18 protein-coding genes are annotated in these 25,814 nt (G+C 72.1%); 11 read left to right on the top strand and 7 right to left on the bottom strand.

The features are described 5' to 3' along the window. The coding region (locus ABD671_RS05925) for a hypothetical protein (protein WP_344732338.1) at positions 1 to 307 on the top strand (307 nt) is incomplete at its 5' end. 84 nt (positions 308 to 391) lie between these two features. Continuing rightward, a complete protein-coding gene (locus ABD671_RS05920) occupies positions 392 to 2,227 on the top strand; it encodes an AAA family ATPase (protein WP_344732337.1) in 1,836 nt (611 codons plus the stop codon). Positions 2,228 to 2,279: 52 nt separating this feature from the next. Here the strand turns inward: ABD671_RS05920 and ABD671_RS05915 are convergent, their stop codons facing one another. After that, positions 2,280 to 3,059, bottom strand: coding sequence for an enoyl-CoA hydratase/isomerase family protein (locus ABD671_RS05915; protein WP_344732336.1), 780 nt, complete (start codon positions 3,057 to 3,059; stop codon positions 2,280 to 2,282). Positions 3,060 to 3,170: 111 nt separating this feature from the next. Between ABD671_RS05915 and glgX the strand changes: the two genes are divergently transcribed. Next, positions 3,171 to 5,348 (top strand): glycogen debranching protein GlgX, encoded by a 2,178-nt coding sequence (gene glgX / locus ABD671_RS05910; RefSeq protein WP_344732506.1) that lies wholly within the window; start codon positions 3,171 to 3,173, stop codon positions 5,346 to 5,348. A 247-nt stretch (positions 5,349 to 5,595) separates the two neighbouring features. Here glgX and glgP read toward each other — a convergent pair whose 3' ends face one another. Beyond that, positions 5,596 to 8,178: an alpha-glucan family phosphorylase gene (gene glgP, locus ABD671_RS05905; RefSeq protein WP_344732335.1), complete on the bottom strand. Its 2,583-nt coding sequence runs from the start codon at positions 8,176 to 8,178 to the stop codon at positions 5,596 to 5,598. A 156-nt stretch (positions 8,179 to 8,334) separates the two neighbouring features. Here glgP and ABD671_RS05900 point away from each other — a divergent pair, with 156 nt between their 5' ends. The 4 genes from ABD671_RS05900 to glgB are packed head-to-tail and all read left to right on the top strand — an operon-like array spanning position 8,335 to position 15,726. After that, complete coding sequence (locus ABD671_RS05900) at positions 8,335 to 10,302, top strand: alpha-1,4-glucan--maltose-1-phosphate maltosyltransferase (RefSeq protein ID WP_344732334.1); 1,968 nt, start codon at positions 8,335 to 8,337, stop codon at positions 10,300 to 10,302. A 32-nt stretch (positions 10,303 to 10,334) separates the two neighbouring features. Then, positions 10,335 to 12,059 (top strand): maltose alpha-D-glucosyltransferase, encoded by a 1,725-nt coding sequence (gene treS / locus ABD671_RS05895; protein WP_344732505.1) that lies wholly within the window; start codon positions 10,335 to 10,337, stop codon positions 12,057 to 12,059. Further along, complete coding sequence (locus ABD671_RS05890) at positions 12,056 to 13,513, top strand: maltokinase N-terminal cap-like domain-containing protein (RefSeq protein WP_344732333.1); 1,458 nt, start codon at positions 12,056 to 12,058, stop codon at positions 13,511 to 13,513. Before treS ends, ABD671_RS05890 begins: the two co-directional genes overlap by 4 nt. Next, complete coding sequence (gene glgB, locus ABD671_RS05885; RefSeq protein WP_344732332.1) at positions 13,513 to 15,726, top strand: 1,4-alpha-glucan branching protein GlgB; 2,214 nt, start codon at positions 13,513 to 13,515, stop codon at positions 15,724 to 15,726. The genes ABD671_RS05890 and glgB overlap by 1 nt, the downstream gene beginning before the upstream one ends. Positions 15,727 to 15,773: 47 nt before the next feature. On the opposite strand, the gene ABD671_RS05880 is transcribed toward glgB, so the two are convergent. Both ABD671_RS05880 and ABD671_RS05875 read right to left on the bottom strand, forming a co-directional pair. Continuing rightward, positions 15,774 to 17,255: an LCP family protein gene (locus ABD671_RS05880; protein WP_344732331.1), complete on the bottom strand. Its 1,482-nt coding sequence runs from the start codon at positions 17,253 to 17,255 to the stop codon at positions 15,774 to 15,776. Positions 17,256 to 17,308: 53 nt separating this feature from the next. After that, on the bottom strand, positions 17,309 to 17,821 hold the full coding sequence (locus ABD671_RS05875; RefSeq protein ID WP_344732330.1) for an acyl-CoA thioesterase: 513 nt from the start codon (positions 17,819 to 17,821) through the stop codon (positions 17,309 to 17,311). A 24-nt stretch (positions 17,822 to 17,845) separates the two neighbouring features. Here ABD671_RS05875 and ABD671_RS05870 point away from each other — a divergent pair, with 24 nt between their 5' ends. After that, the gene (locus ABD671_RS05870; protein ID WP_344732329.1) at positions 17,846 to 19,138 is read left to right on the top strand and encodes an LCP family protein; all 1,293 of its coding nucleotides are present in this window, start codon (positions 17,846 to 17,848) and stop codon (positions 19,136 to 19,138) included. Continuing rightward, the gene (locus ABD671_RS05865; protein ID WP_344732328.1) at positions 19,135 to 20,010 is read left to right on the top strand and encodes a crotonase/enoyl-CoA hydratase family protein; all 876 of its coding nucleotides are present in this window, start codon (positions 19,135 to 19,137) and stop codon (positions 20,008 to 20,010) included. Before ABD671_RS05870 ends, ABD671_RS05865 begins: the two co-directional genes overlap by 4 nt. A 31-nt stretch (positions 20,011 to 20,041) precedes the next feature. Here ABD671_RS05865 and ABD671_RS05860 read toward each other — a convergent pair whose 3' ends face one another. Next, positions 20,042 to 20,587: a Dps family protein gene (locus ABD671_RS05860; protein ID WP_344732327.1), complete on the bottom strand. Its 546-nt coding sequence runs from the start codon at positions 20,585 to 20,587 to the stop codon at positions 20,042 to 20,044. Positions 20,588 to 20,647: 60 nt separating this feature from the next. Next, a complete protein-coding gene (locus ABD671_RS05855; RefSeq protein ID WP_344732326.1) occupies positions 20,648 to 21,391 on the bottom strand; it encodes a dienelactone hydrolase family protein in 744 nt (247 codons plus the stop codon). 343 nt (positions 21,392 to 21,734) lie between these two features. Between ABD671_RS05855 and ABD671_RS05850 the strand changes: the two genes are divergently transcribed. Next, positions 21,735 to 23,078 carry a hypothetical protein gene (locus tag ABD671_RS05850; RefSeq protein ID WP_344732324.1) on the top strand — a complete coding sequence of 448 codons (1,344 nt, stop codon included), beginning with the start codon at positions 21,735 to 21,737 and terminating at the stop codon, positions 23,076 to 23,078. A 198-nt stretch (positions 23,079 to 23,276) separates the two neighbouring features. Beyond that, positions 23,277 to 24,704: a hypothetical protein gene (locus ABD671_RS05845; protein ID WP_344732323.1), complete on the top strand. Its 1,428-nt coding sequence runs from the start codon at positions 23,277 to 23,279 to the stop codon at positions 24,702 to 24,704. Between the two features lie 81 nt (positions 24,705 to 24,785). Here the strand turns inward: ABD671_RS05845 and ABD671_RS05840 are convergent, their stop codons facing one another. Then, on the bottom strand, positions 24,786 to 25,733 hold the full coding sequence (locus ABD671_RS05840) for a methyl-accepting chemotaxis protein (RefSeq protein ID WP_344732322.1): 948 nt from the start codon (positions 25,731 to 25,733) through the stop codon (positions 24,786 to 24,788). Positions 25,734 to 25,814: the final 81 nt, after the last annotated feature.

The following is a 25,814-nucleotide window of genomic DNA, read 5'->3' as shown; positions in this document are numbered from 1 at the left end:
CGCGCCTGCGGCCGGCGGCCCGGCGGCCGCCGTCCCCCCACCGCCACCGCCGCCCGTCCCCGCCACCGTCGGCGGCACGGCACCGGCCTCCGCACCGGGGACGGCGTCCGGCACCGCGGGCAGCCCCTCGACAGCACTGTCCGCGGCCCCCGCCCCGCGGGTCGGCGAGACCGCCGCGCCCGCCCTGCTCCTCGCGGGGGTCGGGGCCCTCATGGGCGCGAGCCTCGGCCTGCGTCGCCGCGCCGAGGGCGCCCGCGTCGTCCGCGTCGTCCGCGTCGTCCGCGCCGGCCAGCGCCCGCGGCGCTGACCCAGCCCGATCCCAGCCCGATCCCAGCCCGAGCCCAGCCCGGCCCCACCCGAGCCCACCGCACCGCCGACGAAAGGCCCCTTCGTGACCTCCGCCCGCCCCCGCTCCTCCCAGCTCCCCCGCGGACCGCGCACGCTGCGCGGATGGCTGGTGATCGCCCTCCTGCTGCTGGTGGCCCTCGAGGCCACCGCGCTGGCGAGCCTCAGCCGGGGCGCCTCCGGCCGGGAGCTGAGCCTCGGCGAAGTCGACCGGCTCGTCGCCCGGGACGCCGTCACGTCGGCCACGTTGCGGCTGGAGGACGACCAGCTCACCGGCACCGCCACCGGGGTCGGCGCCTTCGTGGCGACCGTCCCGACGCGTGACGGCACGGCCACCGCCCTGCTCGACCGGCTCGTCGACCGCGGCGTGCCGATCGTCGTCGACCGCCAACCCGGCAAGCAGACCATCCGGCTGCTGACCAGCACGCTGCTGCCGTTGCTGGTGCTCGCCGCGCTGTTCGGCCTGCTCTTCGCCGGTCCGGCGGGGACGGCCGGCGTCCGCGGCTTCGGACGGCTCGGCGGCAGCCGCGCCGTGCCGCCCTCGGACACCTTCGACGACGTCGCCGGCGCCGACCGGGCCGTCGCCGAACTGCGCGACGTCGTCGACCACCTGCGCGATCCCGCACGCTACGACCGGCTCGGCGCACTGCCGCCCCGCGGCGTCCTGCTCGTCGGGCCGCCCGGCACCGGCAAGACCCTCATCGCCCGCGCCACCGCCGGCGAGGCCGGCGTGCCGTTCTTCTCCGTCGCCGGCGCGGCGTTCGTCGAATCCCTCGTCGGCGTCGGGGCGGCGCGCGTGCGCGACCTGTTCGAGCAGGTGCGCGCCAGCGCGCCGGCGATCGTCTTCATCGACGAGATCGACGCCTTCGGGCGCCGCCGCGGCCAGGGCGACGGCGGCTCGGCCGAGGAGCGCGAGCAGACCCTCAACCAGCTGCTCGTCGAGCTCGACGGCTTCACCGCCGCCACCGGCATCGTGGTGATCGCGGCGACCAACCGGCCCGACGTCCTCGACCCGGCACTGCTGCGGCCGGGCCGCTTCGACCGCCACGTGCTGGTGGATCTGCCCGATCGCGCGGGCCGTGCCCGGATCCTCGCCCTCCATGCCGCACGGCGTCCGCTCGACGCAGATGTCGACCTCGACCAGGTCGCCCGGCGCACCGCCGGGTTCTCCGGCGCCGACCTCGCCGGCGTCCTCAACGAGGCCGCGCTCCTCGCCGTCCGTGCCGGGCGCGCGGCCCTCACCGCCGCCGACCTCAGCGAGGGCATCGACCGTGTGCTCGTCGGGGCGACCACGCCGCGCACGGCCGCCGACCCGCAGGCCCGCCACCTCGCGGCGGCACGAGTGGCGGCCCGGGCGGTCGTCGCGGTCGTGGACGGCCGCGAGTGCGACCGGATCAGCCTGCATGCCACGGGGCCGGCCGGCATCGGCCCGGAGGAGCGGACGGCGTCCCGCTCCCGCTACCTCGCCGGTCTCCGGCTCCCCGCGGCCGGGATCGCCGCCGAGCTCGAACTGCACGGTGAGGCATCGACGCAGTGCGAGGCCGACATCGAGGCGCTCACGACTGCGGCCGACATCGCGGTGCGTCGCTACGGCCTCGGCCCGCGCACCGGGCCGGTGCGGCTGGTCGGCCCCGGCGGCGACCACCTCGGATCGCTGCCCGAGGACGTCGTCCTCTCCGAGCAGGCGCGGCAGCGGGTCGAGGAGGAGGTGCGGGCGCTGGTGGACGACGCCATCGCCGAGGCACGCGAGGTGCTGCGCGTGCACCGGCGGACCTGGTCGGAGCTGACCGAGGCCGTGGCCGACCGGGAGTCGCTGGAGGGCGCGGCGCTGGCGGAGCTGCTGGCTCCGGTGCGCGCGCCGGTGGCGACCCCCGGCCGGTAGGTCCGGTAGGTCCGGTAGGTCCGGTAGGTCTGCGGGAGACCTCGGGTCGGGCTCAGCGACCGACGAACGAGGCCTTGCCCGGGCCGTTCTCGACGAAGGAGCCCATGCCGATCGCGCGGTCCTCGGTGGCGAACAGGGCGGCGAACTGCATCCGCTCGATCTCCAGGCCGGTCTCGAGGTCGACCTCGAGACCGCGGTCGATGGACTCCTTCGCGGCGCGGACGGCGTAGGTGGCGGCGTTGCGGAACTGCCCGGCCCACGCGAGCGCCTCGGTGTAGACGTCGGCCGCGGGGACGACGCGGTCGACCAGGCCGATCGCCAGGGCCTCCTCGGCCTTGACGAACCGGCCGGTGAAGATGAGGTCCTTGGCCTTCGAGGGGCCGATCAGGCGGGTGAGCCGCTGGGTGCCGCCGGCGCCGGGGATGATGCCGAGCAGGATCTCCGGCTGGCCCAGCACGGCGTTGTCGGCCGCGATGCGGATGTCGGCGCACAGCGCGAGCTCGCACCCGCCGCCCAGCGCGTAGCCGGTGATGGCGGCGACGACCGGCTTCGGGATCTTGGCCACCGCGGTGAAGGCGGTGGTCAGGCCGCTGGAGCGCTTGATCATGTCGACGTGCGACATGTCGGCCATCTCCTTGACGTCGGCGCCCGCGGCGAAGACCCGCTCGCCGCCGTAGATCACGACCGCCTTGACGTCGTCGCGGGCGGTCGCCTCGCCGGCAGCAGCCCGGATCTCCTCCTGCACCTGCTCGTTCAGCGCGTTCATCTTGGGTCGGTCCAGCCGGATCGTCCCGACGCCGTCCGCCACCTCGAGTCGCACGAACTCGCCCATGGTCGCCACCTCTCACCTCGTGTCACGTCATGTCGCGCGATCGGCCCACCGACCGCACCGGTCTCCCGGCGCACTCTGCCAGCTTCGGGAACAATGGCACCCGTGACGGCGATGACGTGGACGCATCTGGGGCAGACCGCGCGGGTGTGGCCCGGGCGCAACTTCCCCCTGGGAGCGACCTGGTCGCCCGAGGCGACCAACTTCGCGGTGTACGCACCCGCCGGCACCCAGGCGTGGGTCTGCGTCTTCACCGAGGTCGACGGCCTCGAGGAGGAGGAGCGCTTCGAGCTCACCGAGCGCTCGCAGGGCATCTTCCACGGCGCGCTGCCGGGGCTGGCCGCCGGGACGAAGTACGGCTTCCGCGTCGACGGGCCGTGGGACCCCGCCCAGGGCTACCGGTTCAACGTCGACAAGCTACTGCTCGACCCCTACGCGCAGGCGATCAGCGGCGACCTCGACCCGCAGCAGCCGGCGTTCGGCTACGTCTTCGGCAGCCCCGAGGAGCGGCAGGGCGACGACTCCGCGCCCTACGTGCCGCGCAGCGTCGTCGTCGACCACAGCTTCGGCGGCACCTTCGACTGGGAGGGCGACCAGCCGATGCGCCGCCGCTGGCGCGACACCGTCATCTACGAGGCCCACGTCAAGGGCATGACCGCCCTGCACGATCGGGTGCCCGAGGAGCTGCGCGGCACCTACGCGGGCCTGGCCACCCCGGCGGTCATCGACTACCTCAACGACCTCGGCGTCACCGCGATCGAGCTCCTGCCCGTGCACCAGTTCGTCTCCGAGCCGGCACTGACCGAACGCGGGCTCACGAACTACTGGGGCTACAACTCCATCGGCTACTTCGCCCCGCACAACGCCTACTCCGCCTCCGGCGAGGACGGCCAGCAGGTGCGCGAGTTCAAGGAGATGGTCAAGGCCTTCCACCAGGCCGGCCTCGAGGTGATCCTCGACGTCGTCTACAACCACACCGCCGAGGCCGGTCCGCTCGGCCCGACGCTCAGCTTCCGCGGGCTCGACGACCGCGGGTTCTACAAGCGGGTGGCACCCGAGGTCGGCGAGGACGGCGTCCCCGGCCCCTTCGACGACACCTACTGGGACGTCACCGGCTGCGGCAACACCGTCGACTCCAACAACCCGCTCGCGCTGCGCCTCATCCTCGACTCGCTGCGGTACTGGGTCACCGAGATGCACGTCGACGGCTTCCGCTTCGACCTCATGTCGGCACTCACCCGCACCGGCTACGAGATCGACATGAAGTGCGACCTGCTGATGGCGATCGGCCAGGACCCCGTGCTGCGGCACGTGAAGCTCATCGCCGAGGCCTGGGACGCCTCCATGGACGGCTACCTCGTCGGCCGGATGCCGCCGCCGTGGGCGGAGTGGAACGACCAGTACCGCGACGAGATCCGCGACTTCTGGCGCAACCACACCTCCGGCATCCGCACCGTCGCCACCCGTCTGGCCGGCTCCAGCGACCTCTACGCCGACGACGGCCGCTCGGCGTACGCCTCGATCAACTTCGTCACCGCCCACGACGGCTTCACCCTGCGCGACGTCGTCACCTACGAGCAGAAGCACAACGAGGCCAACGGCGAGGACAACCGCGACGGCACCGACAACAACCGCTCCTGGAACCACGGCATCGAGGGCGAGACCGACGACCCCGCGCTCCAGGCGGTACGGCGCCGACAGGCGGCCAACATCATGGCGACGCTGTGCCTGTCCAACGGCGTCCCGATGATCACGGCGGGCGACGAGCGCGGGCGCACCCAGCGCGGCAACAACAACGCCTACTGCCAGGACAACGAGATCTCGTGGATCGACTGGCGTCCCGACGACGCCTGGCTCGACGTCTACGAGGTCACCAAGGCGGCCCTGCGCCTGCGGCGCGAGCACCCGGCGCTACGGCAGCGCCACTGGTACGAGGGCCGCCCCGCGATCAAGGGCGGCCCCAAGGACCTCGCCTGGCTGCACCCCTCCGGCCGGGAGATGAGCGAGAAGGACTGGCACGACACCGAGCTGCGCGCCGTCGGGATGTTCGTCTCCGGTCGACCGCTGCGCTCCCCCGGCCCGCGCGGCGAGCAGCAGATCGACGCCTCGTTCGTCATCTGGTTCAACTCCGGTTGGCTGCCGCAGCGCATCCAGCTGCCCGAGAACGACTGGGTGCAGAAGGGCGAGGTCGTCGTCTCGACCGACTTCAAGCTCCCGGTCGGCACCATCGTGCACGCCGGCGACCGCCTCTCCATCGGACGCCGCTCGACCGTGGTGCTGCGGGAGGTCTGAGCAGCACCTCCGGATCGAGCGCTCGAGGTGCAAGGCGCCCGGCGCCGAACCTCGAGACCCTCCCGATGGTCAAGGTGCGACGAGCGCCAGCGAGGAGCCACGAGACCCGGTGAGCCGAACGCCTACCGGTACCGGTGGACGCTCGGGTGCGGGGGCTTCGAGGCTCGCTGCGCTCGCACCTCAGCCGCTCGTTCCGGACCGGCTCGCTGCGCTCGCACCGCAGCAACCGGACCGGAGCGGCCCGACCTCAGCTCGGCAGCGCGACGACTCCGAGCTCGGCGACCGAGGCGAGCTGGGCGTGCCGCGGCACGACGCGCACGGTGTAGCCGAAGGAGCCGGCGTGGTCGAGCAGCACGGTGCCGTCGAAGCGGTGGCGCCCGGCCTCGTAGGACTCGGCCACGTCGAGGTCGACGACCCGGGTGTCGACGAGCTCGTCGTCGCTGGTGGTGCGTCCGTGCACGAGCTGAACGGCGACGTCGGCGGGCTCCAGCGCACCGAGCGCGACGAACGCACGCACCGACATCGGCGCACCGACCTCGGGGGCGTCGCCGATGCCGGAGCTCTCGACGTGCTCGACCCGCACCTGCGGCCAGGCCGCGAGCACCCGCGACTTCCAGGCGGCCAGCTCGACGGCGCCCGCGTAGTCGGAGTTGAGGGCCCGGGCGTGCTGCGCGGCCGGGCTGTAGAGCTCGCGCACGTAGTCGCGCACCATGCGGCTGGCGAGCACCTTGGGGCCGAGCGACTTCAGCGTGTGGCGCATCATCTCGACCCACCGGGTCGGGACGCCGTCGGCGTCGCGGTCGTAGAAGCGCGCGGCGACCTCGTTCTCGATGAGGTCGTAGAGCGCGGCCGCCTCGAGGTCGTCGCGCTTGTCGACGTCCTCGACACCGTCGGCCGAGGGGATCGCCCAACCGTTGGAGCCGTCGAACCACTCGTCCCACCAGCCGTCGAGGATGGAGAGGTTGAGACCGCCGTTTAGCGCCGCCTTCATGCCCGAGGTGCCGCACGCCTCGTAGGGCCGCAGCGGGTTGTTCAGCCACACGTCGCAGCCCGGGTAGAGCGGCAGCGCCATCGCGATGTCGTAGTTGGGCAGGAAGACGATGCGGTGCCGCACGGCCGGGTCGTCGGCGAAGCGCACGAGCTCCTGGATGAGCCGCTTGCCGCCGTCGTCGGCGGGGTGCGACTTGCCGGCGATGATCAGCTGCACCGGGCGCTCGGGATCGGTGAGCAGCGCCTTGAGGCGCTCGGGGTCGCGCAGCATGAGCGTGAGGCGCTTGTAGGACGGCACGCGACGGGCGAAGCCGATGGTGAGGACGTCGGGGTCGAGGGCGTCGTCGATCCAGCCGAGCTCGGCCTTGGCGGCGCCGCGCTCGAGCCACGACCGCTCGAGGCGCTGGCGGGCCCCGACGACCAGCCGCTCGCGGAGCACGCGCTTGACGTTCCAGATCTCGGCGGCCGGCACCTGGTCGACGACGTCCCAGAAGGCGTCGACGTCGTCGCCACGGGGGTCGGCGCCGCGGCCGGCGGCGAGCTCGAAGATCTCCCGGGCCACCCAGGTGGGCGCGTGGACGCCGTTGGTGATCGAGCCGATCGGCACCTCCGCCTCGTCGAAGGCGGGCCACAGGCCGTTGAACATGCCGCGCGAGACGTGGCCGTGCAGCAGCGAGACGCCGTTCGCGCGCTGGGCGAGCCGGAAGCCCATGACCGCCATGTTGAACACGGCCGGGTCGCCGCCGGCGAAGTCCTCGGCACCCAGGGCGAGGATGCGCTCCACCGGGACGCCGGGGGTGGCGCCGGGCTCGGCGAAGTACTGCTCGACCAGGGTGCGCGGGAAGCGGTCGATGCCGGCCGGCACCGGGGTGTGGGTGGTGAAGACCGTGGAGGCGCGGCTGACCTCGAGCGCGGTGGCCAGGTCGAGCTGCGGGCCGTTCGGGGCCACGGTCAGCTCGCGGATGCGCTCGAGACCGAGGAACCCGGCGTGGCCCTCGTTGGTGTGGAACACCTCGGGCTCGGGGTGGCCGGTGATGCGGCAGTAGGCGCGCAGCGCCCGCACGCCGCCGACGCCGAGCAGCAGCTCCTGACGCAGCCGGTGCTCGGAGTTGCCGCCGTAGAGGCGGTCGGTGACGTCGATGTAGGCCTGCGGGTTGCCCTCGACGTCGGTGTCGAGCATGAGCAGCGGCACCCGGCCGACCCGGGCGACCCAGATGCGCGCGACGAGGTCGGGCCCGCCGGGCATGGCGATCGAGATGGTGGCGCGCTCCCCCGTGCGCTCGCGCAGGAGGCTGATGGGCAGCTCGTCGGGGTCGAGCACCGGGTAGGTCTCCTGCTGCCAGCCCTCGCGGGAGAGGGCCTGGCGGAAGTAGCCGTGCCGGTAGAGCAGGCCGACGCCGATGATCGGGACGCCGAGGTCGCTGGCGCTCTTGAGGTGGTCGCCCGCGAGGATGCCCAGGCCGCCGGAGTACTGCGGCAGCACCGCGGTGATGCCGAACTCCGGGGAGAAGTAGGCGATGGCGCGCGGGCCGTCGTCCGCGACCTTCTGCTGGAACCAGCGCGGCGCGGTGAGGTACTGGTCGAGGTCGGCCTCCGCGGCGCCGAGCCGGGCGAGGAAGCCCTCGTCGGCCGCGAGCTCGTCGAGCCGGTCGCGCCCGACCGCGCCGAGCAGCCGGACGGGATCGTGGCCCGTGCTCGCCCACACGTCGGCGTCGACGGCGGCGAAGACGTCCTGCGTCGGCGGGTGCCACGACCACCGCAAGTTCGCGGCGAGGGTGCCCAGCCCGGCGAGGGCGTCGGGCAGGACGGGGCGGACGGTGAAGCGACGGATGGCACGCACGGGCGGCACCGTAGTCCGATTCTTTGATCGTTCCAACCCCGCGGCGGGGGTGGTGCCGCCACCCGACTGGACCACCGGGTCGCGGCCGTCGGACGACCGCCCTCCCGGGGGACGTGTCGGCTTGCCTGGCGACCACCCGCACGCTTGGGTGGGGGCATGGTCGGACGCATTCCCGTCATGGACGTCATGCCCCTGGTCGACCGAGGTCGCCAGCCGGCCAAGGCGACCGTCGGCGAGCCCCTGCCCGTGCGGGCGACGGTCTTCCGGGAGGGGCACGACCTGCTCGGCGCCGAGGTCGTGCTCATCGCCCCCGACGGCTCGCGCCGCGACCCCGTGCGCATGACCGAGAGCCCCACCGACCCCGGTCGGCACACCGCCTGGGTCACCCCCGACACCGAGGGCGCCTGGCTGTTCGAGGTGCACGCGTGGTCCGACCCGGTCGCCACCTGGCAGCACGACGCGGCGATCAAGATCCGCGCCGCCGTCGACGTGGAGCTGATGTTCACCGAGGGCAAGCTCCTGCTCGATCGCATCAAGGCCACGCTCGCCCGGCCCGGCGACAAGGCGCTCGTCACCGCCGCCACCAAGGCCTGCACCGACAAGAAGCGCCCACCGGCCGCACGCCTCGCCGTCCTGGAGGACCCCGAGCTCACCGCGGTGCTGCGCGCGAACCCGCTACGCGAACTGGTCACCATCGAGGGGCCCTTCCCGCTCCACGCCGACCGCGTGCGCGCCCTCTACGGCAGCTGGTACGAGTTCTTCCCGCGCTCGGAGGGTGCCGCACCCGACACGAAGGGCGTGCTGCGCAGCGGCACCTTCCGCACGGCCGCGAAGCGCCTGGACGCCGTGGCGGCCATGGGCTTCGACGTCGTCTACCTGCCGCCCATCCACCCCATCGGCGAGATCAACCGCAAGGGCCCGAACAACACCCTCACCCCGGGCCCGGACGACGTCGGCTCCCCGTGGGCGATCGGCTCGAAGGCCGGCGGCCACGACGCGATCCACCCCGACCTGGGCACGATCGAGGACTTCGACGCCTTCGTCGCGCGGGCGAACGAGCTGGGTCTGGAGGTCGCCCTCGACCTGGCCCTGCAGGCGGCCCCCGACCATCCGTGGGTGGCGAGCAATCCGGAGTTCTTCACCACCCGCGCCGACGGCTCGATCGCGTACGCGGAGAACCCGCCGAAGAAGTACCAGGACATCTACCCGATCAACTTCGACAACGACCCCGAGGGCATCCGCGCCGAGGTGCTGCGGGTCGTGAAGCACTGGATGAGCCACGGCGTGCGCATCTTCCGCGTCGACAACCCGCACACCAAGCCGGTCGACTTCTGGGAGTGGCTGCTGGCCGAGGTGCGGGCCAGCGACCCCGACGTCATCTTCCTGGCCGAGGCGTTCACCAAGCCGGCGATGATGCGGGGCCTGGGCTCGGTGGGCTTCCACCAGTCCTACACCTACTTCACCTGGCGCACCGCCAAGGGCGAGATCGAGGACTACCTGCGCGAGCTGAGCAGCATCACCGACCACGTGATGCGGCCCAACTTCTTCGTCAACACCCCCGACATCCTCCACGCCTACCTCCAGTACGGCGGCCCGGCGGCGTTCAAGGTGCGCGCGGCGCTCGCGGCGACGGCGTCCCCCACCTGGGGCGTCTACGCGGGCTACGAGCTCTACGAGCACGTGGCGGTCAAGCCCGGCAGCGAGGAGTACCTCGACTCCGAGAAGTACCAGCTGCGGCCCCGCGACTGGGCCGCCGCCGAGGCGGAGGGCCGCACGCTGGCGCCCTACCTCACCCTGCTCAACGACATCCGCCGTCGGCACCCGGCGCTCCAGCTGCTGCGCAACCTGGTCGTGCACCGCTCCGACGACGACAACATCCTGGTCTTCTCCAAGCAGGCCGGCGACGACCGCGTCATCGTCGTCATCAACCTCGACCCGCACGCCGCCCGGGAGACCACGGTGCATCTCGACCTCGCCGCTCTCGGCCTGGCGTGGGGCGAGTCGTTCGTCGTCCACGACGAGATCACCGGTGCCGACTGGAGTTGGGGCGAGCACGACTACGTGCGCCTCGACCCGTACCACGAACCCGCCCACATCCTCAGCGTCAGGAGGACCGCCCCGTGACCGTCCCGACCGAGCCGCGCGCCCCGCAGAGCGTGGAGCCGGCCCGCGCCGTCGAGCACGCCGCCCACCCCGAGCCCGAATGGTTCAAGACCGCGGTGTTCTACGAGGTGCTGGTGCGCTCGTTCCGCGACTCCAACGGCGACGGCACCGGCGACTTCCGCGGCCTCATCGAGAAGCTCGACTACCTGGCCTGGCTCGGCGTCGACTGCCTGTGGATCCCGCCGTTCTTCCCCTCCCCGCTGCGCGACGGCGGCTACGACGTCGCCGACTACACCGGCGTCCTGCCGGCGGTCGGCACGATCGAGGACTTCCGCGAGTTCCTCGACGCCGCCCACGAGCGCGGCATCCGCGTGATCATCGACTTCGTCATGAACCACACCAGCGACCAGCACCCGTGGTTCCAGGCCAGCCGCACCGACCCCACCGGCCCGTACGGCGACTTCTACGTGTGGTCCGACACCGACGAGCTCTACCAGGACGCCCGCATCATCTTCGTCGACACCGAGCCGTCGAACTGGACCTGGGACCCCGTACGCCAGCAGTACTACTGGCACCGGTTCTTCTCCCACCAGCCCGACCTCAACTTCGACAACCCCGCCGTCGGCGAGGCGATGATCGAGGCCATGTCGTTCTGGCTCGACATGGGCATGGACGGCTTCCGGCTCGACGCCGTGCCCTACCTCTACGAGCGCGAGGGCACCAACGGCGAGAACCTCCCCGAGACCCACGCCTTCCTCAAGCGGGTGCGGTCCTTCGTCGACGAGCACTACCCCGGCCGCGTGCTGCTGTGCGAGGCCAACCAGTGGCCCGCGGACGTCGTGGAGTACTTCGGCGACTTCGAGGTCGGCGGCGACGAGTGCCACATGGCCTTCCACTTCCCGGTGATGCCGCGCATCTTCATGGCCGTGCGCCGCCAGTCGCGGTTCCCGATCTCGGAGATCCTCGAGCAGACCCCCGCGATCCCCGACAGCTGCCAGTGGGGCATCTTCCTGCGCAACCACGACGAGCTGACCCTGGAGATGGTCACCGACGAGGACCGCGACTACATGTGGGCCGAGTACGCCAAGGACCCCCGCATGAAGGCCAACATCGGCATCCGCCGTCGCCTCGCGCCGCTGCTCGACAACGACATCAACCAGATCGAGCTGTTCAACGCGCTGCTGTTCTCCCTGCCCGGCTCGCCGGTGCTCTACTACGGCGACGAGATCGGCATGGGCGACAACATCTGGCTCGGCGACCGCGACGGCGTCCGCACCCCGATGCAGTGGACGCCCGACCGCAACGCCGGGTTCTCCTCCGCCACCCCGGGCAAGCTCGACCTGCCGCTCATCCAGGACCCCGTCTTCGGCTACGCCGCGGTCAACGTCGAGGCGCAGATGGAGAACCCCTCCTCGCTGCTGCACTGGACGCGCCGCATGCTCCAGGCCCGCCGCAACCACCCGGCGTTCGGCCTGGGCACCTTCCACGACCTCGGCGGCTCCAACCCGGCCGTGCTCTCCTACGTGCGCGAGCACCACGCCGCCGACGGACCTGCGGACCTCATCCTCTGCGTCAACAACCTCAGCCGCTTCCCGCAGCCCGTCGAGCTCGACCTGCGGCGCTTCGCCGGACGTCGTCCGGTCGAGCTGCTGGGCGGGGTTCAGTTCCCCGAGATCGGGGAACTGCCCTACCTGCTGACCCTCGCCGGGTACGGCTTCTACTGGTTCCGGCTCACCGCCGCCTCGGGCACGAGCACGGAGGAAGGCGGCATGCTGTGAGCACCGCGACGATCGACCACCTCGACCCCGACGTGCTACGCGCCTACATCGAGCGCACGCGCTGGTTCGCCGGCAAGGGCCGCGACCTGCACATCGGCGAGGTCACCCGCCTCGGCGTCCTGCCGGGCGACGGGCCGGTCGTCGTCGTCCATCTGGTCGAGGTCGTCTACGACGACGCCGCCGGCGGCCGCGAGCTCTACCAGGTGCCGCTGGTCTTCTACCGCGACCCCGAGCCCCGCCTCGAGCACGCGCTCGTCGGATCCTGGGAGGAGCCCGCCGACGCGCCGCTCCCCGGAGCCGTGCACGCCTACGACGCGCTGCACGACCGCGAGGCCACCGCCCAGTGGCTGCGGGCCTTCGCCGCCACCCCGGCCGGCGGTTCCCGCACCGCCGACGCGTTCGTGGTGCACCGGGTGCCCGGCCACGAGCTCGACGTCGACGCCGTCCCGAGCCTCTACCCCGGCGAGCAGTCGAACTCCTCGGTCTTCTTCGGCGAGGACGCCGTCATGAAGGTCTTCCGCAAGGTCACCCCGGGGGTGAACCCCGACATCGAGGTGCACGACGTGCTCACCCGCGCCGGCTCGGAGAACGTCGCGGCCCTCTACGCCTGGCTCGAGCACCTCGACGCCGACGGGAGCCCCTGGCAGCTGGCCATGCTCCAGCAGTTCCTGCGCACCGCCACCGACGGCTGGACCCTCGCCCTGGGCAGCGTCCGCGACCTCCTGGCCGAGACCGTCACCCATGCCCTCGAGGCCGACGCCGCCGACCAGGTGCACGCCCGCGACGCCGGCGGCGACTTCGCCGGCGAGGCGGCCCGCCTGGGCGAGTCGGTGCGCGCCGTCCACGACCTGCTCGCCGAGCAGTTCCCGACCGAGCGCGCCGACGCGCAGGACGCCGCCGCGCTGGCCGCCGTCCTGCATCGTCGCCTCGAGGCCGCCGTCGACGCCGTCCCCGAGCTGGCCGAGCACCGCGACGGCGTCGCCGCGCTCTACGACCGGGTCGCAGCGCTGGAGGGGTTCGAGCGTCAGCGGGTGCACGGCGACCTGCACCTCGGACAGACGCTGCGCACCTCCAAGGGCTGGAAGATCGTCGACTTCGAGGGTGAGCCCGCCGCGCCGCTGGCCGAGCGGGTGCGACCCGACTCCCGGTGGCGCGACGTCGCCGGCATGCTGCGCTCCTTCGACTACGCCCCGCGGGTGGTCGAGCGCGACTTCGCCCTCGACCACCCCGGCACCGACGAGGCCCGCGACCAGCGCGCCGCCGAGTGGGCGCACCGCAACCGCAACCACTTCCTCACCGCCTACGCCGGTGGCGAGCTGAGCGCCGACGAGCGGCTGCTGCTCGACGCCTACACCGCCGACAAGGCCGTCTACGAGACGGTCTACGAGACCCGCAACCGGCCGACCTGGGCGGCGATCCCGCTGCGCGCGGTCGCCGAGATCGGAGCCGCGTGATGAGCGCCTCCTCCCCCGACGCCGCGATCCGGCCCGTGCCGACCGCCGAGCTCGAGCAGATCGCCCGGGGCGAGCACGGCCACCCGCACGCGCTGCTGGGGCCGCACCCCTACGACGGCGCGGTGACGCTGCGCGTGCTGCGCCCGCTGGCCGAGCGGGTCGTGGCCCGCGGCACCTTCGGGGAGATCGCGCTCGAACACGAGCACGAGGGCGTGTGGGCCGGCGTCCTGCCGGTCGCCGACGTGCCCGACTACCGGCTCGTGGTCACCTACGACGGCGTCGAGGTCGGGCCGCAGGACGACGCCTACCGGTTCCTGCCCACCCTCGGCGAGGTCGATCTGCACCTCATCAACGAGGGCCGCCACGAGAACCTGTGGCAGGTGCTCGGCGCACGGGTGCACCACTACGAGGCGCCCGGCGCCGCTGCGGTCGACGGCACCTCCTTCGCGGTCTGGGCGCCCGCGGCGCGCGGCGTACGGCTCAAGGGCGACTTCAACCGCTGGGACGGCCGCGAGCACCCGATGCGCCAACTCGGCACCTCCGGCGTGTGGGAGCTGTTCGTGCCCGACGTCGGCAGCGGCACCGCCTACAAGTTCGCGATCCTCGGCCCCGACGGCCAGTGGCGCGAGAAGGCCGACCCGATGGCCACCTGGGCCGAGCAGCCGCCGCACACGGCGTCCAAGGTCTTCGCCTCCTCCCACGTCTGGGGCGACGGGGAATGGATGGCAGCGCGCCGCGAGAAGCACCCGGTCGCCGAGCCGATGAGCGTCTACGAGATGCACCTCGCCTCGTGGCGCAAGAACTACGACGGCAGCCTGTGGAGCTGGGAGCAGCTCGCCGACGACCTCGTGGCCTACCTCGCCGACCTGCGGTTCACCCACGTCGAGCTGATGCCGGTGATGCAGCACCCCTTCGGCGGCTCGTGGGGCTACCACGTCACCGGCTACTTCGCCGCCGACAGCCGGTTCGGCGACCCCGACGGCCTCAAGCTGCTCATCGACCGGCTCCACCAGGCCGGCATCGGCGTCATCCTCGACTGGGTGCCCGGTCACTTCGCCACCGACGAATGGGCGCTCGCGCGCTTCGACGGCACCCCCCTCTACGAGAGCCCCGACCCGCAGCGCGGCTGGCACCCCGAGTGGGGCTCCTTCATCTTCGACTTCGGCCGCCCCGAGGTGCGCAACTTCCTCTACGCCAACGCCCTGTACTGGCTCGAGGAGTTCCACGCCGACGGCCTGCGCGTCGACGGCGTCGCCTCGATGCTCTACCTCGACTACGCCCGCAAGGACGGCGAGTGGACGCCGAACATCCACGGCGGCCACGAGAACCTCGAGGCGGTGCAGTTCCTCCAGGAGATGAACGCCACCGTCTACAAGCGGGTGCCGGGCATCACCACGATCGCCGAGGAGTCGACGTCGTGGCCCGGCGTCACCCGGGCGACGTCGTCCGACGGGCTCGGGTTCGGCTTCAAGTGGAACATGGGCTGGATGCACGACTCGCTGGGCTACCTGGCCCGCGAGCCCGTGCACCGCAGCTACCACCACGGCGAGCTGACCTTCAGCCTCGTCTACGCCTTCAGCGAGAACTACGTGCTGCCGCTGAGCCACGACGAGGTCGTGCACGGCAAGGGGTCGCTGCTGCGCAAGATGCCCGGCGACCGCTGGCAGCAGCTGGCGAACCTGCGCGCCTACCTGGGCTTCATGTGGGCCCACCCCGGCAAGCAGCTGCTCTTCATGGGCAGCGAGTTCGGCCAGGAGTCGGAGTGGGCGGAGTCGCGCGAGCTCGACTGGTGGCTCCTCGACCACCCCGAGCACCGCGGCCTGCACGCGCTGGTGCGCGACCTCAACGGCGTCTACCGCGACACCGCCGCCCTGTGGCGTCGCGACCACGAGGGCGCGGGGTTCTCGTGGATCGACGCCAACGACGCCGGCCGCAACGTCTTCTCCTTCGTGCGCCGCGGCGCCGAGGGCGATGCCGATCTCGTCTGCGTCGCGAACTTCGCGGCCGTCCCCCATCCCGGCTACCGGCTCGGCCTGCCCGCGGCCGGTCGCTGGGAGGAGGTGCTCAACAGCGACGCGTCGGTCTACTCCGGCTCGGGCGTGGGCAACCTCGGCGGCGTCGAGGCGGTGGCGGGCGACTGGTCGGGGCAGCCGGCCCACGCCGACGTCGTCCTGCCGCCGCTGGCGACGGTGTGGTTCCGCAAGGCCGACTGACCCGACCTGACCTGACCTGACCTGATCGGTCGGCTGGGCGGGGCCGATCAGCAGGCGGCGCCGAGGTCCTCGGCCTCGTTGGCGGCGTAGCCCGTACGCAGCGACCCGATCGAGCCGCCGGTGACGACGTCGTCCTTGACCTTCGCCGGCTTGCTCGCCGGTGCCATCGCGGTGCCCTCGGCCCGGGCGATCGCCTCGCTGACCTTGCGGTGGATGAGCGGGATGTCGGGGTGGGCGGTGTCGATCATCGGCGGCACCAGCGAGAGGGTGGCGATCTTCTGATCGCGCGCCTTCATCGCCAGCGGGATGAAGGTGTCGAGCTCGGAGGCCGGCAGGTTGGTGGAGATCAGCTCGGTGGAGGCCTGCATGATCTTCTCGAAGTTGGTCAGCGCGGTCTGCGGGCTGATCTGGTGCAGCATCGCGTTCATGACGCACTTCTGCCGCGCCATGCGCGAGTAGTCGTCGGAGCCCTCGCGGGCGCGGGCGTACCAGAGCGCCTGGGTGCCGGTGAGCCGGTGGACGCCGGCGGGCACATAGCCGGTGACGTCGTCGCCGAGACCGCCGATCGGGATCGGCTGCCGCACGTTGAGGGTGATGCCGCCGACGGCGTTGACGAGGTCCTTGAACCCCTGGAGGTTGACCATCGCCCAGTAGTTGATGCGCAGGCCGGTGATGCCCTCGATCGCCTGGATCGTGGCGTCGATGCCGGGGTGGTCGGACTTCGGGAACAGCTCGGTGTTGTCCAGCGCCCAGGTGTTGACGCCGTTGAGGTAGTCGGCGTCGAAGCCCTGCGGGAACTGCTGGCGCATCACCGACCCCTTCACGAAGGGGAAGTTCTGCATGTTGCGCGGCAGCGAGATGAGCACCGTGCGCCCGGTCGCGGCGTCGACGGAGGCCACCGTCATGGAGTCCGGGCGCAGGCCCCAGCGGCCGGCGCCGGAGTCGCCGCCGAGGAGCAGCACGTTGTAGCGGCCGTCATGGGCGCCGGAGGCCTGACCGCTGCCGAACATCGTGAGGATGAAGTCGCGCTGGACGCCGACCACGTGGGCACCGAAGAGCAGCGCACCGGCGACGGTGAAGGTGAGGACGCCGTTGACCCCGACGACCGCGCGTCGGTGGGCGAGGCCGAGGGTGAGCGGCTGCCCGAGCCGCCACGCGTCGATGAGGAGCGCGGCCCAGCCGAGCGCGCCGAGGATGAGCAGGAGGCGCAACGCCAGCAGGAACCGGGGCGCGAGCGCGAGGGAGAGCCCGACGTGCGGGTCGAGCGCGAGGACGACGAGGCTGATGGCGCCGACGACGAGGAGCACCAGCCACAGTCGCAGGGCGATGCGACCGACGCGGCGATTGCCCGCCGCCAGCTGCGCCGACCCCGGGGCCACGAGCGTCATCGCCATAAGCGAGAGCGCGCGGCGGAAGCGGATGCGCGCGGCCCGCTCGGCGACGGGCGTGCGCGGCGGATCGACGGCGGGCCGGAGCATGTCGGCCGAGATCCGGCGCTCGGCGGTCGACCCGGGGGAAGTGACGGGCATGGAACGAAGTATCACCAGTCACAGGCGCCCCACGGGTCACGCCACGCCGTCCCTCAGGAACCGTCCTGGCGCTCCGCCTCGATGGCGGCCTTGCGCGCCAACCGGTGCGCGCGCCGGATCTCGGCCTCCCGGTGCCGCCGCCGGTCCTCGTCGGTCTCGAGGATCAGGTCGGGCACCGGCCGCGCCAGGCCGTCGGAGTCGATGGCGACGAAGACGAAGTAGGCGGTCGCCACGTGCAGCGTGCCCTGGCTCGGGTCGTTCCACGGCTGGGTCTCCACGCGCACCCCGACCTCCATCGAGGAGCGACCGACCCAGTTGACCTGGGCGTCGGTGCGCACGATGTCGCCCACGTGCACGGGCCGCAGGAACAGCATCTCGTCCAGCGCCGCGGTGACGGCCGGGCCGCCGGAGTGCCGCTGGGCGACCGCGCCCGCGGTGGAGTCGGCGAGCTTGACGATCTCGCCGCCGTGCACGTTGCCGAGCAGGTTGGTCTGGCTGCGGGCGGTCAGCATCGCCAGGCTCACCCGGGCATACGACGTCGGGCGCGGCAGGAGCAGGTCCGTCATGCACGGCACGGTAGCGTCACCCGGGTGAGTGAACGCCCCGGCGGTGACCACCGCAGCGACGAGCCCGGGTTCGGGTGGCTCTACGGCGGCCGCGACGGTGCCCCGGAGCCCGGCCCGACGCCTGGCCCGACCCCCGGCCCGACGTCCGGCGACAACCCCGACGCCACCCGCATGCTCCCCGTGCAGCCGCGGCCGGCTGGCGGCGCGCCGGCCCCCGGGACGCCGTCGTCCCCGGCCGTGCCACCCCCGTACGGCCCCGGCTCCCCCGGCGGTCCCGGTGTGCCGCCGGGCGGCCCCGGCGGTCCCGGTGGCCCGGCCTCGCCGGGCGGGCCGCGCCTGCCGCGCCCGCGGCTGCGCCCGCGCTTCCGGGTGCGCTACGTGCTCGCGCTGCTGCCGCTCTACCTCGCCTACCTCATCGTCGTGCCGATCATGGCGTGGAACGACGTCGACAAGGTGGCCTTCGAACCCTCCGGCGACCGGCCCGGTGATCAGCCCGGCACCACCTACCTGCTCGTCGGCAGCGACTCGCGCGGCAACCTCACCAAGGCGCAGCGCCGCCAGTACCACACGGGCGACGCCAGCGGCCAGCGCACCGACACGATCATGCTGCTGCACACCGGCTCGGGGCCGAACCTGCTCATGTCGATCCCGCGCGACTCCCTCGTGCCGATCCCGGGCCACGGCACCACGAAGATCAACGCGGCCTACGCCTTCGGCGGCGCCAAGCTGCTGGTGAAGACGATCGAGGAGAACACCGGCATCCGCATCGACCAGTACGTCGAGATCGGCCTGGGCGGCGTGGTCGACATCGTCGACGCCGTCGGCGGCATCACCATCTGCCCCACCTTCGACATGCGCGACCGCCTGGCCGGTCTCAACATCAAGAAGGGCTGCCAGGAGGCCGACGGCGTCACCGCACTCGGCTACGCCCGTTCGCGGCACACCGACCCGCGCTTCGGCGACATCACCCGCGCCAAGCACCAGCGCGAGGTCGTCTCGGCGGTCGGCAAGAAGGTGCTCTCGCCGTGGACCTTCGTCAACCCGTTCCGCTACTGGGGCGTCGTGCACGCGGCCCCGGCGTCCTTCGCGGTCGGCAAGGGCATGAGCCCCGTGCGCGCCGGCCTGTGGGCGATGGCGATGAACAGCGTCAACGGCAAGAGCGGCCTCACCTGCGGCGTCCCGATCAGCGACCTGGCGGTCCACTGGGACCCCACCCGCTCGAAGAAGATGTTCGCCGCCATCATCGACGACGACACCGAGAGCATCGGCAAGGACCTCTGCTCCCCCACCGGACTACCGAAGGCGATCACCGGATGACCACCGCGACCTACGAGACCCTCCGCTTCGAGCTCGACGACGACGGCGTCGGCACCCTGACCCTGAGCCGACCCGATGCGCTCAACGCGTTCGACCTGACGATGGCGCGCGAGCTGTTGCAGTTCTTCGCCGTCGACGCCCACGACGACGCGATCCGCGCGATCGTGGTGACCGGCGAGGGCAAGGCGTTCTGCGCCGGGATGGACCTCTCGGCCGAGGGCAACGTCTTCGGGCTCGACGAGACGCTCTCGCCGACGCCCGAGGAGTTCCGGGCCGCCTACGACCAGGAGCCCTACGAGAACGGGCTGCGCGACACCGGCGGCAAGGTGACGCTGGCGATCCACGCGCTGCCCAAGCCGGTGATCGCCGCGATCAACGGTGCGGCAGTGGGCATCGGCGCGACGATGACGCTGGCGATGGACATCCGGCTCGCCTCGACCCGTGCGCGCATCGGCTTCGTGTTCGGCCGCCTGGGCATCGTGCCGGAGGCGTGCTCGTCGTTCTTCCTGCCGCGCATCGTCGGCTACCAGCAGGCGCTGGAGTGGGTCTACTCCGCCGACATCCTCACCGCCGAGCAGGCCCTGGCCGGCCGGCTGCTGCGGTCGGTGCACGAGCCGGAGGATCTCGTGGGCACCGCCCAGGAGCTCGCCCGCTCGTTCGTGAAGGACCGCTCGGCGGCGGCCCTCGGTCTGGCCAAGCAGCTGATCTACCGCAACGGTGCGGCCGACCACCCGCTCGAGGCGCATCTCTCGGACTCCCTGGCGATGTACTGGACCTCGATCGCCGACGGCAAGGAGGGCGTGGCCGCCTTCCGCGAGAAGCGCACGCCGTCCTTCACCTCCTCAGCACGCGACCTGCCGCGGATCTTCTGATCCGCGGCAGGTCGGGCGTGCGGGGCTGCGATCAGGACGCCGCGCGAGCCGCCTCGGCCTCGGTCGTGGCACCGGCGGTGGCCAGCTGGCCGGCCTTGTCCTCGAGGTGGGCGCGGATGAACCAGTGGAACAGCTCGAGCTGCTCGGTCTGGGCGATGAACATGTCCTGGGTGACCGGGTCGAGCTCCTCGAGCTCCTTGATCCCGGCGCGGTAGCTGGTGATCACGCCCTGGTAGACGAGGTCGAGCGCGCCCAGGTGCTCCTGCGTGGTGGCCCGGCCGATGCTGTACTCGTTCCAGCTGCGGCCGGCGACGATGGCGCCGGGGGTGCCCTGCGGCGAACCGCCGAGGGTGGCGATGCGCTCGGCGAGGTCGTCGGCGAAGCCGCGGACCACCTCCACCTGGGGGTCGATCATCTCGTGGACGGCGATGAAGTGGGGGCCGACCACGTTCCAGTGCACGTGCTTGAGGGTCAGGTGCAGGTCGTTCGCGGCGAAGAGCCGGTCCTGCAGCAGGTCGACGACGCGCTCGGCGTCAGCGGTCTCGATTCCGGGGGTCGTGTACGCGAGCTTCGGCATGTCGGCAGCCTGCCCGCGGACGCCGTCCGGCAACCGCCGGCGACCCACCCGGAGGTGGGGTCAGCGCGGAGCGAGGGTGCGGCCGAAGAGCTCGTGGAGCGCCGCGAAGTGCCGCTCGGCGGAGGCTTCGTCGTACATCGAGGTGTCGGCCATCGTGTAGCCGTGCACGGCGCCGGCGTAGATCTCGTTGCTCGCCCGCAGGCCGGCGTCCGCCAGGACGCGCCCGAGGGCCTCGACGGCCTCGGGCGGCATGGAGGCGTCGTTGTCGGCGTGGCCGTACACGAACTCCGCGCGCGCGGTCGCGAGCTGCAGGTGCGGGCTGTCGGGCGCCTCGGTGACCAGGCCGCCGCCGTGGAAGCCGCCGACGGCCGCCACCCGGTCGGGGTGCCGTCCTGCCGCCCGCGTCGCGAGGCGGGCGCCCATGCAGTACCCGGTCACGCCGACGGGCCCCGCGGCCGCCACCGAGCCCAGGTGGTCGAGCCAGATCGCGGTGTCGGCGTCCGCGAGCTCCGAGGTGAGCGCCGTCATCCGGTCGCCGAGACCGGTGGCGAAGAACCGCTCGCGAGCGCCGGGAAGCCGCAGGTCCTCGGTCGGCGCGAGCTCCTCGGCGCGGCCGGATCGGTGGAACACGTTCGGCGCCAGCACCAGGTAGCCCCACGACGCGATGCGCTCGGCCATCGTCGCGATCTGCGGGCGCAGGCCGATGGCGTCGATGAACAGCAGGACGCCGGGACACCCCTCCTCGCCGGCCACGTAGGCCTCGGCGGCGCCGTCGGGAGTCGGGATCTCGATCGTGCGGGTCACGTCGTCCGACGCTAGCCGGGACGACAAGGGTGGGCCGGGGCCGCCGACGTGGGGGGTGAGGACGGCCCCGGGCCCAGGCCATTCCTACCGGTCCGCGACCCAGCGCGCGGCAGGACCGTGGAATTGCCCCGTCGACCACCCCTCAGGGGCGCAGCCTGTGACGGTTGGGGCCGCTGAGCACCCCATCCGTCCAGACCAGCGATGCACCGCCGACGGCGACAGAAGAGCTTCCAGGGGTCTAGACCGATGGGAGCGACGTTCCTCGCCCGTCGGCGTTCCGGCGCATCATGGCCACGCGGTCGCCAACCGCTGTTCACCCCACCCCCCCTCCCTGGAGCCATCAGTGACGAGTCCCTCCCGTCGCACGGGTCGTCGACCCCTGCGCGCCCTGCTGTCCACCCTCGCCGCCATCGCGATCGCGAGCGCGGGCCTGACCGCGGCGACCACCGCGCCGAGCGCCGCGGCCACCACAACCGTGACCGGGACCGGTACCCCCCAGACGATCCCCTACGTCACCGACGACGTCGCCGAGGTCTACTTCCCCGTCACCGGATCGCCGAGCACGAGCGGCATCGAGCTTTCGCTGACGCTCGCCCACCCGTGCGTGAAGGAGCTCGAGGCACGCCTCTACGCACCCGACAACACCACCTATGCGCAGGTCTTCAACTTCAACAACATCGGGCCGTGCTCGGGCAGCACCGAACCGACCACCTTCACCTTTGTCAGCGACTCAACCCGCGCGGCGGGCAGCATGAATGGTCAATACACGTCCCAGACCAACACCTATCTGCCGGTCGAGGGCTTCCTCTCCACCTTCGCCAACTCGACGTCCACGGGCACGTGGAAGGTCCGCCTCTACGACTTCCTCGAGGGGAAGACCGGCACGGTGACCTCGGCGACGCTCAAGTTCACCAGCGACGACCCGGTCGCTGCAGCGCCCTCGGTGACCATCGACAGCGGCCCGGACGACGAAACCGTCGACGTCGCGACCTACACTTTCTCCTCCACCTCGGCCAACGCCGCCGGATTCGAGTGCCTCGTGTCGAACCAGTTCTCGACCCGCTCGACCGGCCCGACGCTCAATGGCGGCTACCAGTCCTGCACGAGCCCGGTGACCCTCGACCTCGCCAACGGGGAGTACGCCTTCCGGGTCCGCGCCGTCGACTCCTCCGGCGAGCCGGGCGAATCCGAGGGACGCCGCTTCGCCATCGAGCGAAGCGCCGAGCCCGACGCGGGTGGCCCCAGCGTGACCATCACCTCCGGCCCCGCCGAGGGCTCCACCGTCACCGGCGACGTCACCTTCGGCTTCACCACCCCCGCCGACGACTTCGCCGGCTACGAGTGCACCGTCGACGGCGCCTTCGTCGCCTCCTGCACCAACCCCTACACCATCACCGGCCTCGCCCCCGGCGAGCACAGCTTCGGCGTGCGCGGGTACGACACCGACGGCAACCGAGGCGCCCTGACGGTGCGCACCTTCACCATCGCCACCCCCGGCCCCACCCAGGCCTGCACCGACGCCCAGACCGCCTACGACACCGCGGTGGCCCAGGTGACCTCGCTCCAGAAGCAGATCAAGGACGCCAAGGCCGCCGGCCAGAAGAAGAAGGTCAAGAAGCTCAAGGCCAAGCTCTCCCAGGCCAAGGCCGACCGCGACGCCGCCGCAGCAGCCCTCGAGGACTGCTGACCCACCACACCACCACCACGACGGCCCGGGGAGACACCTCCCCGGGCCGTCGTGCACCCCGCACTCAGGACGACGTAGCCGACCACGGAACGTCTAGACCGGCTCTGTGATCGGTGCGGCATGCGAGACGGCCCGATGCATCATGTCTACGCGGTAGCCAGCCGCTGTTCACCCCACCCCCCTCCCCTGGAGCCATCAGTGACGAGTCCCTCCCGTCGCGCGGGTCGTCGACCCCTGCGCGCCGCCCTGTCCGCCGTCGCCGTCGTCAGCGTCGCCGTCGCCGGCCTGTCCGCTTCCTTCGTGGCGGCCGACGCCGTCTCGCCGACCGGCCCGGCCTTCTTCCCGACGGCTCCGTCTGGCCCGTCGAGCCCCTCGAGCTCGGCGGCGTCCACGACGACGACGTACAGCGCCGCCATCCAGAGCGGCTCCCCCGTCAACCTCCCGGACAACAGCGACACCGCCACGGGCGTGCCCATCAACGTCACCTCCGCCCAGTCGCTGACCGACATCACGGCCACCGTGAGCCTCGCCCACGGGTGCATCAAGGACCTCACCGCCACCGTTGTCGCGCCTAGTAACCAGGCCTTCGCCGTCCTCTTCAACGCCGGCGACGGCCCCTGTGACGATTCGGAGGGTCACACCTACAGCTTCACGAGCATCGGAGCCGGTCCGCCGGACACGTTGAAGGAGGCGACCGCGAAGGGCCAGACCGGCATCTCGACGTTCAAGCCTGCCACCAACATGAACGACGCCTTCGGCTCCCTCTCGAGCGCGATCGGCACCTGGTACATCTACGTGCGCGACACGGTTCCGGGGAACACGGGCGGCGTCACCGCCGCCTCGCTCACCTTCGACAACCCCACCAGCACTCCGCCGTCGGTGACCATCACCAGCGGCCCGGACGACGAGACCGTCGACGTCCCGACGTTCTACTTCTCCTCCAGCTCCAGCAACGTCGACCACTTCGAGTGCCAGCTCATCGACGACTACGCGACCCGCTCGAGCAGCACCACACTCAACGGCGAGTACGCGCCCTGCACCAGCCCGGTGACCCTGTACCTCGACAACGGCGACTACCGTTTCTCGGTGCGCGCGGTCGACAGTGACGGCAACTACCAGAACACCGACTACCGCTACTTCTCCGTCGAGCGCTCCGCCTCCGAGCCGGACGCCGGTGGCCCCAGCGTGACCATCACCTCCGGACCGGCCGAGGGCTCCACCGTCACCGGCGACGTCACCTTCGGCTTCACCACCCCCGCCGACGACTTCGCCGGCTACGAGTGCACCGTCGACGGCGCCTTCGTCGCCTCCTGCACCAACCCCTACACCATCACCGGCCTCGCCCCCGGCGAGCACAGCTTCGGCGTGCGCGGGTACGACACCGACGGCAACCGAGGCGCCCTGACGGTGCGCACCTTCACCATCGCCACCCCCGGCCCCACCCAGGCCTGCACCGACGCCCAGACCGCCTACGACACCGCGGTGGCCCAGGTGACCTCGCTCCAGAAGCAGATCAAGGACGCCAAGGCCGCCGGCCAGAAGAAGAAGGTCAAGAAGCTCAAGGCCAAGCTCGCCCAGGCCAAGGCCGACCGCGACGCCGCCGCAGCAGCCCTCGAGGACTGCTGACCCACCACACCACCACCACGACGGCCCGGGGAGACACCTCCCCGGGCCGTCGCGCGTCCGGGCTCAGGACGACGCTCGAGGTCAGCCCAGGGCGGCGCGCACCGTCTGGTGGAGGCGGTCGGCTCCGGTGCGCTGCTCCTCGACGGCGGTGGCGATCTCGCGCTGGAGGGTCTCGATGCGGCCGACGATCTCGGTGATCGAGGCGAGGGTCCCGCCGGCGGCGCCGGCGCCGTCGACGACTGCACCGATGCGCTTCTCGACGTCCTCGGTGGCGTGGGCGGTGCTGCGCGCCAACTCCTTGACCTCGCTCGCCACGACCGCGAACCCCTTGCCGAGCTCGCCCGCCCGGGCCGCCTCGATGGTGGCGTTGAGGGCCAGCAGGTTGGTCTGCTCGGCGATGGTGGCGATGACGCCGACGACCTGGCCGATCTCCTTCGAGGCCCGCTCCAGGCCGGCGACCACCTCCGCGGCCTGCCCGGCGAAGCCGACGGCGTCCTCGACGACGCTCACGGCCTCGCCGGCCCGGGCGCCGATGCCCTCGAAGGCCACGCGGACGGCGTCGGTGGAGGCGGCGACGTCGGCCAATGCCGCCACCCGTGCGGTCGCGAACGACCAGACGACGAAGAAGCCGAGCACGCGGCTGGCACGGTGCTCCGGGTCCTCGAAGACCGGCGCAGCGTAGGCGTCGAGGATCTCGGTGCCCACGCGCACCTGACCGACGAAGGTCTCCCGACCGCGCGCGCGTGCCTGGAGAGCGCTGGTAGCGAACTCGGGGACGGCGAACCAGTCCTGGAGGGTGGTGCCGGCCATCGGCCCCGGCGGGCGCAGCAGGTGGGCCCGCATCACGTCGAGGGAGGCGAGCGCGGCCGCGTTCGCGAAGTCGATGCGCATCCCCTCCAGCGCGTCGACGAACAGACAGGCACGCGGACTCGCGGCCAGGCACCCCCGGTACTGCGCGACGCGGAGATCGGCGCCCACACCGGATGGCGCATCGGCAGGCGTGGGAACGAGGGCGATGCGGTCGGCCATGGGATCTCCAGCGGTCGGGAGCGGGACGTTCGCCTCCCCCATCGGCCGGTGACGCGAACTGCTGAGCCGACCGGACGCCGG

Origin of the sequence: Nocardioides fonticola (assembly GCF_039536805.1) — a bacterium.
In the GTDB taxonomy this organism is placed as follows: Bacteria; Actinomycetota; Actinomycetes; order Propionibacteriales; family Nocardioidaceae; genus Nocardioides; species Nocardioides fonticola.
The sequence above is the reverse complement of the archived record's forward strand: the minus strand, read 5'-3'. Positions and strand labels throughout refer to the sequence as shown.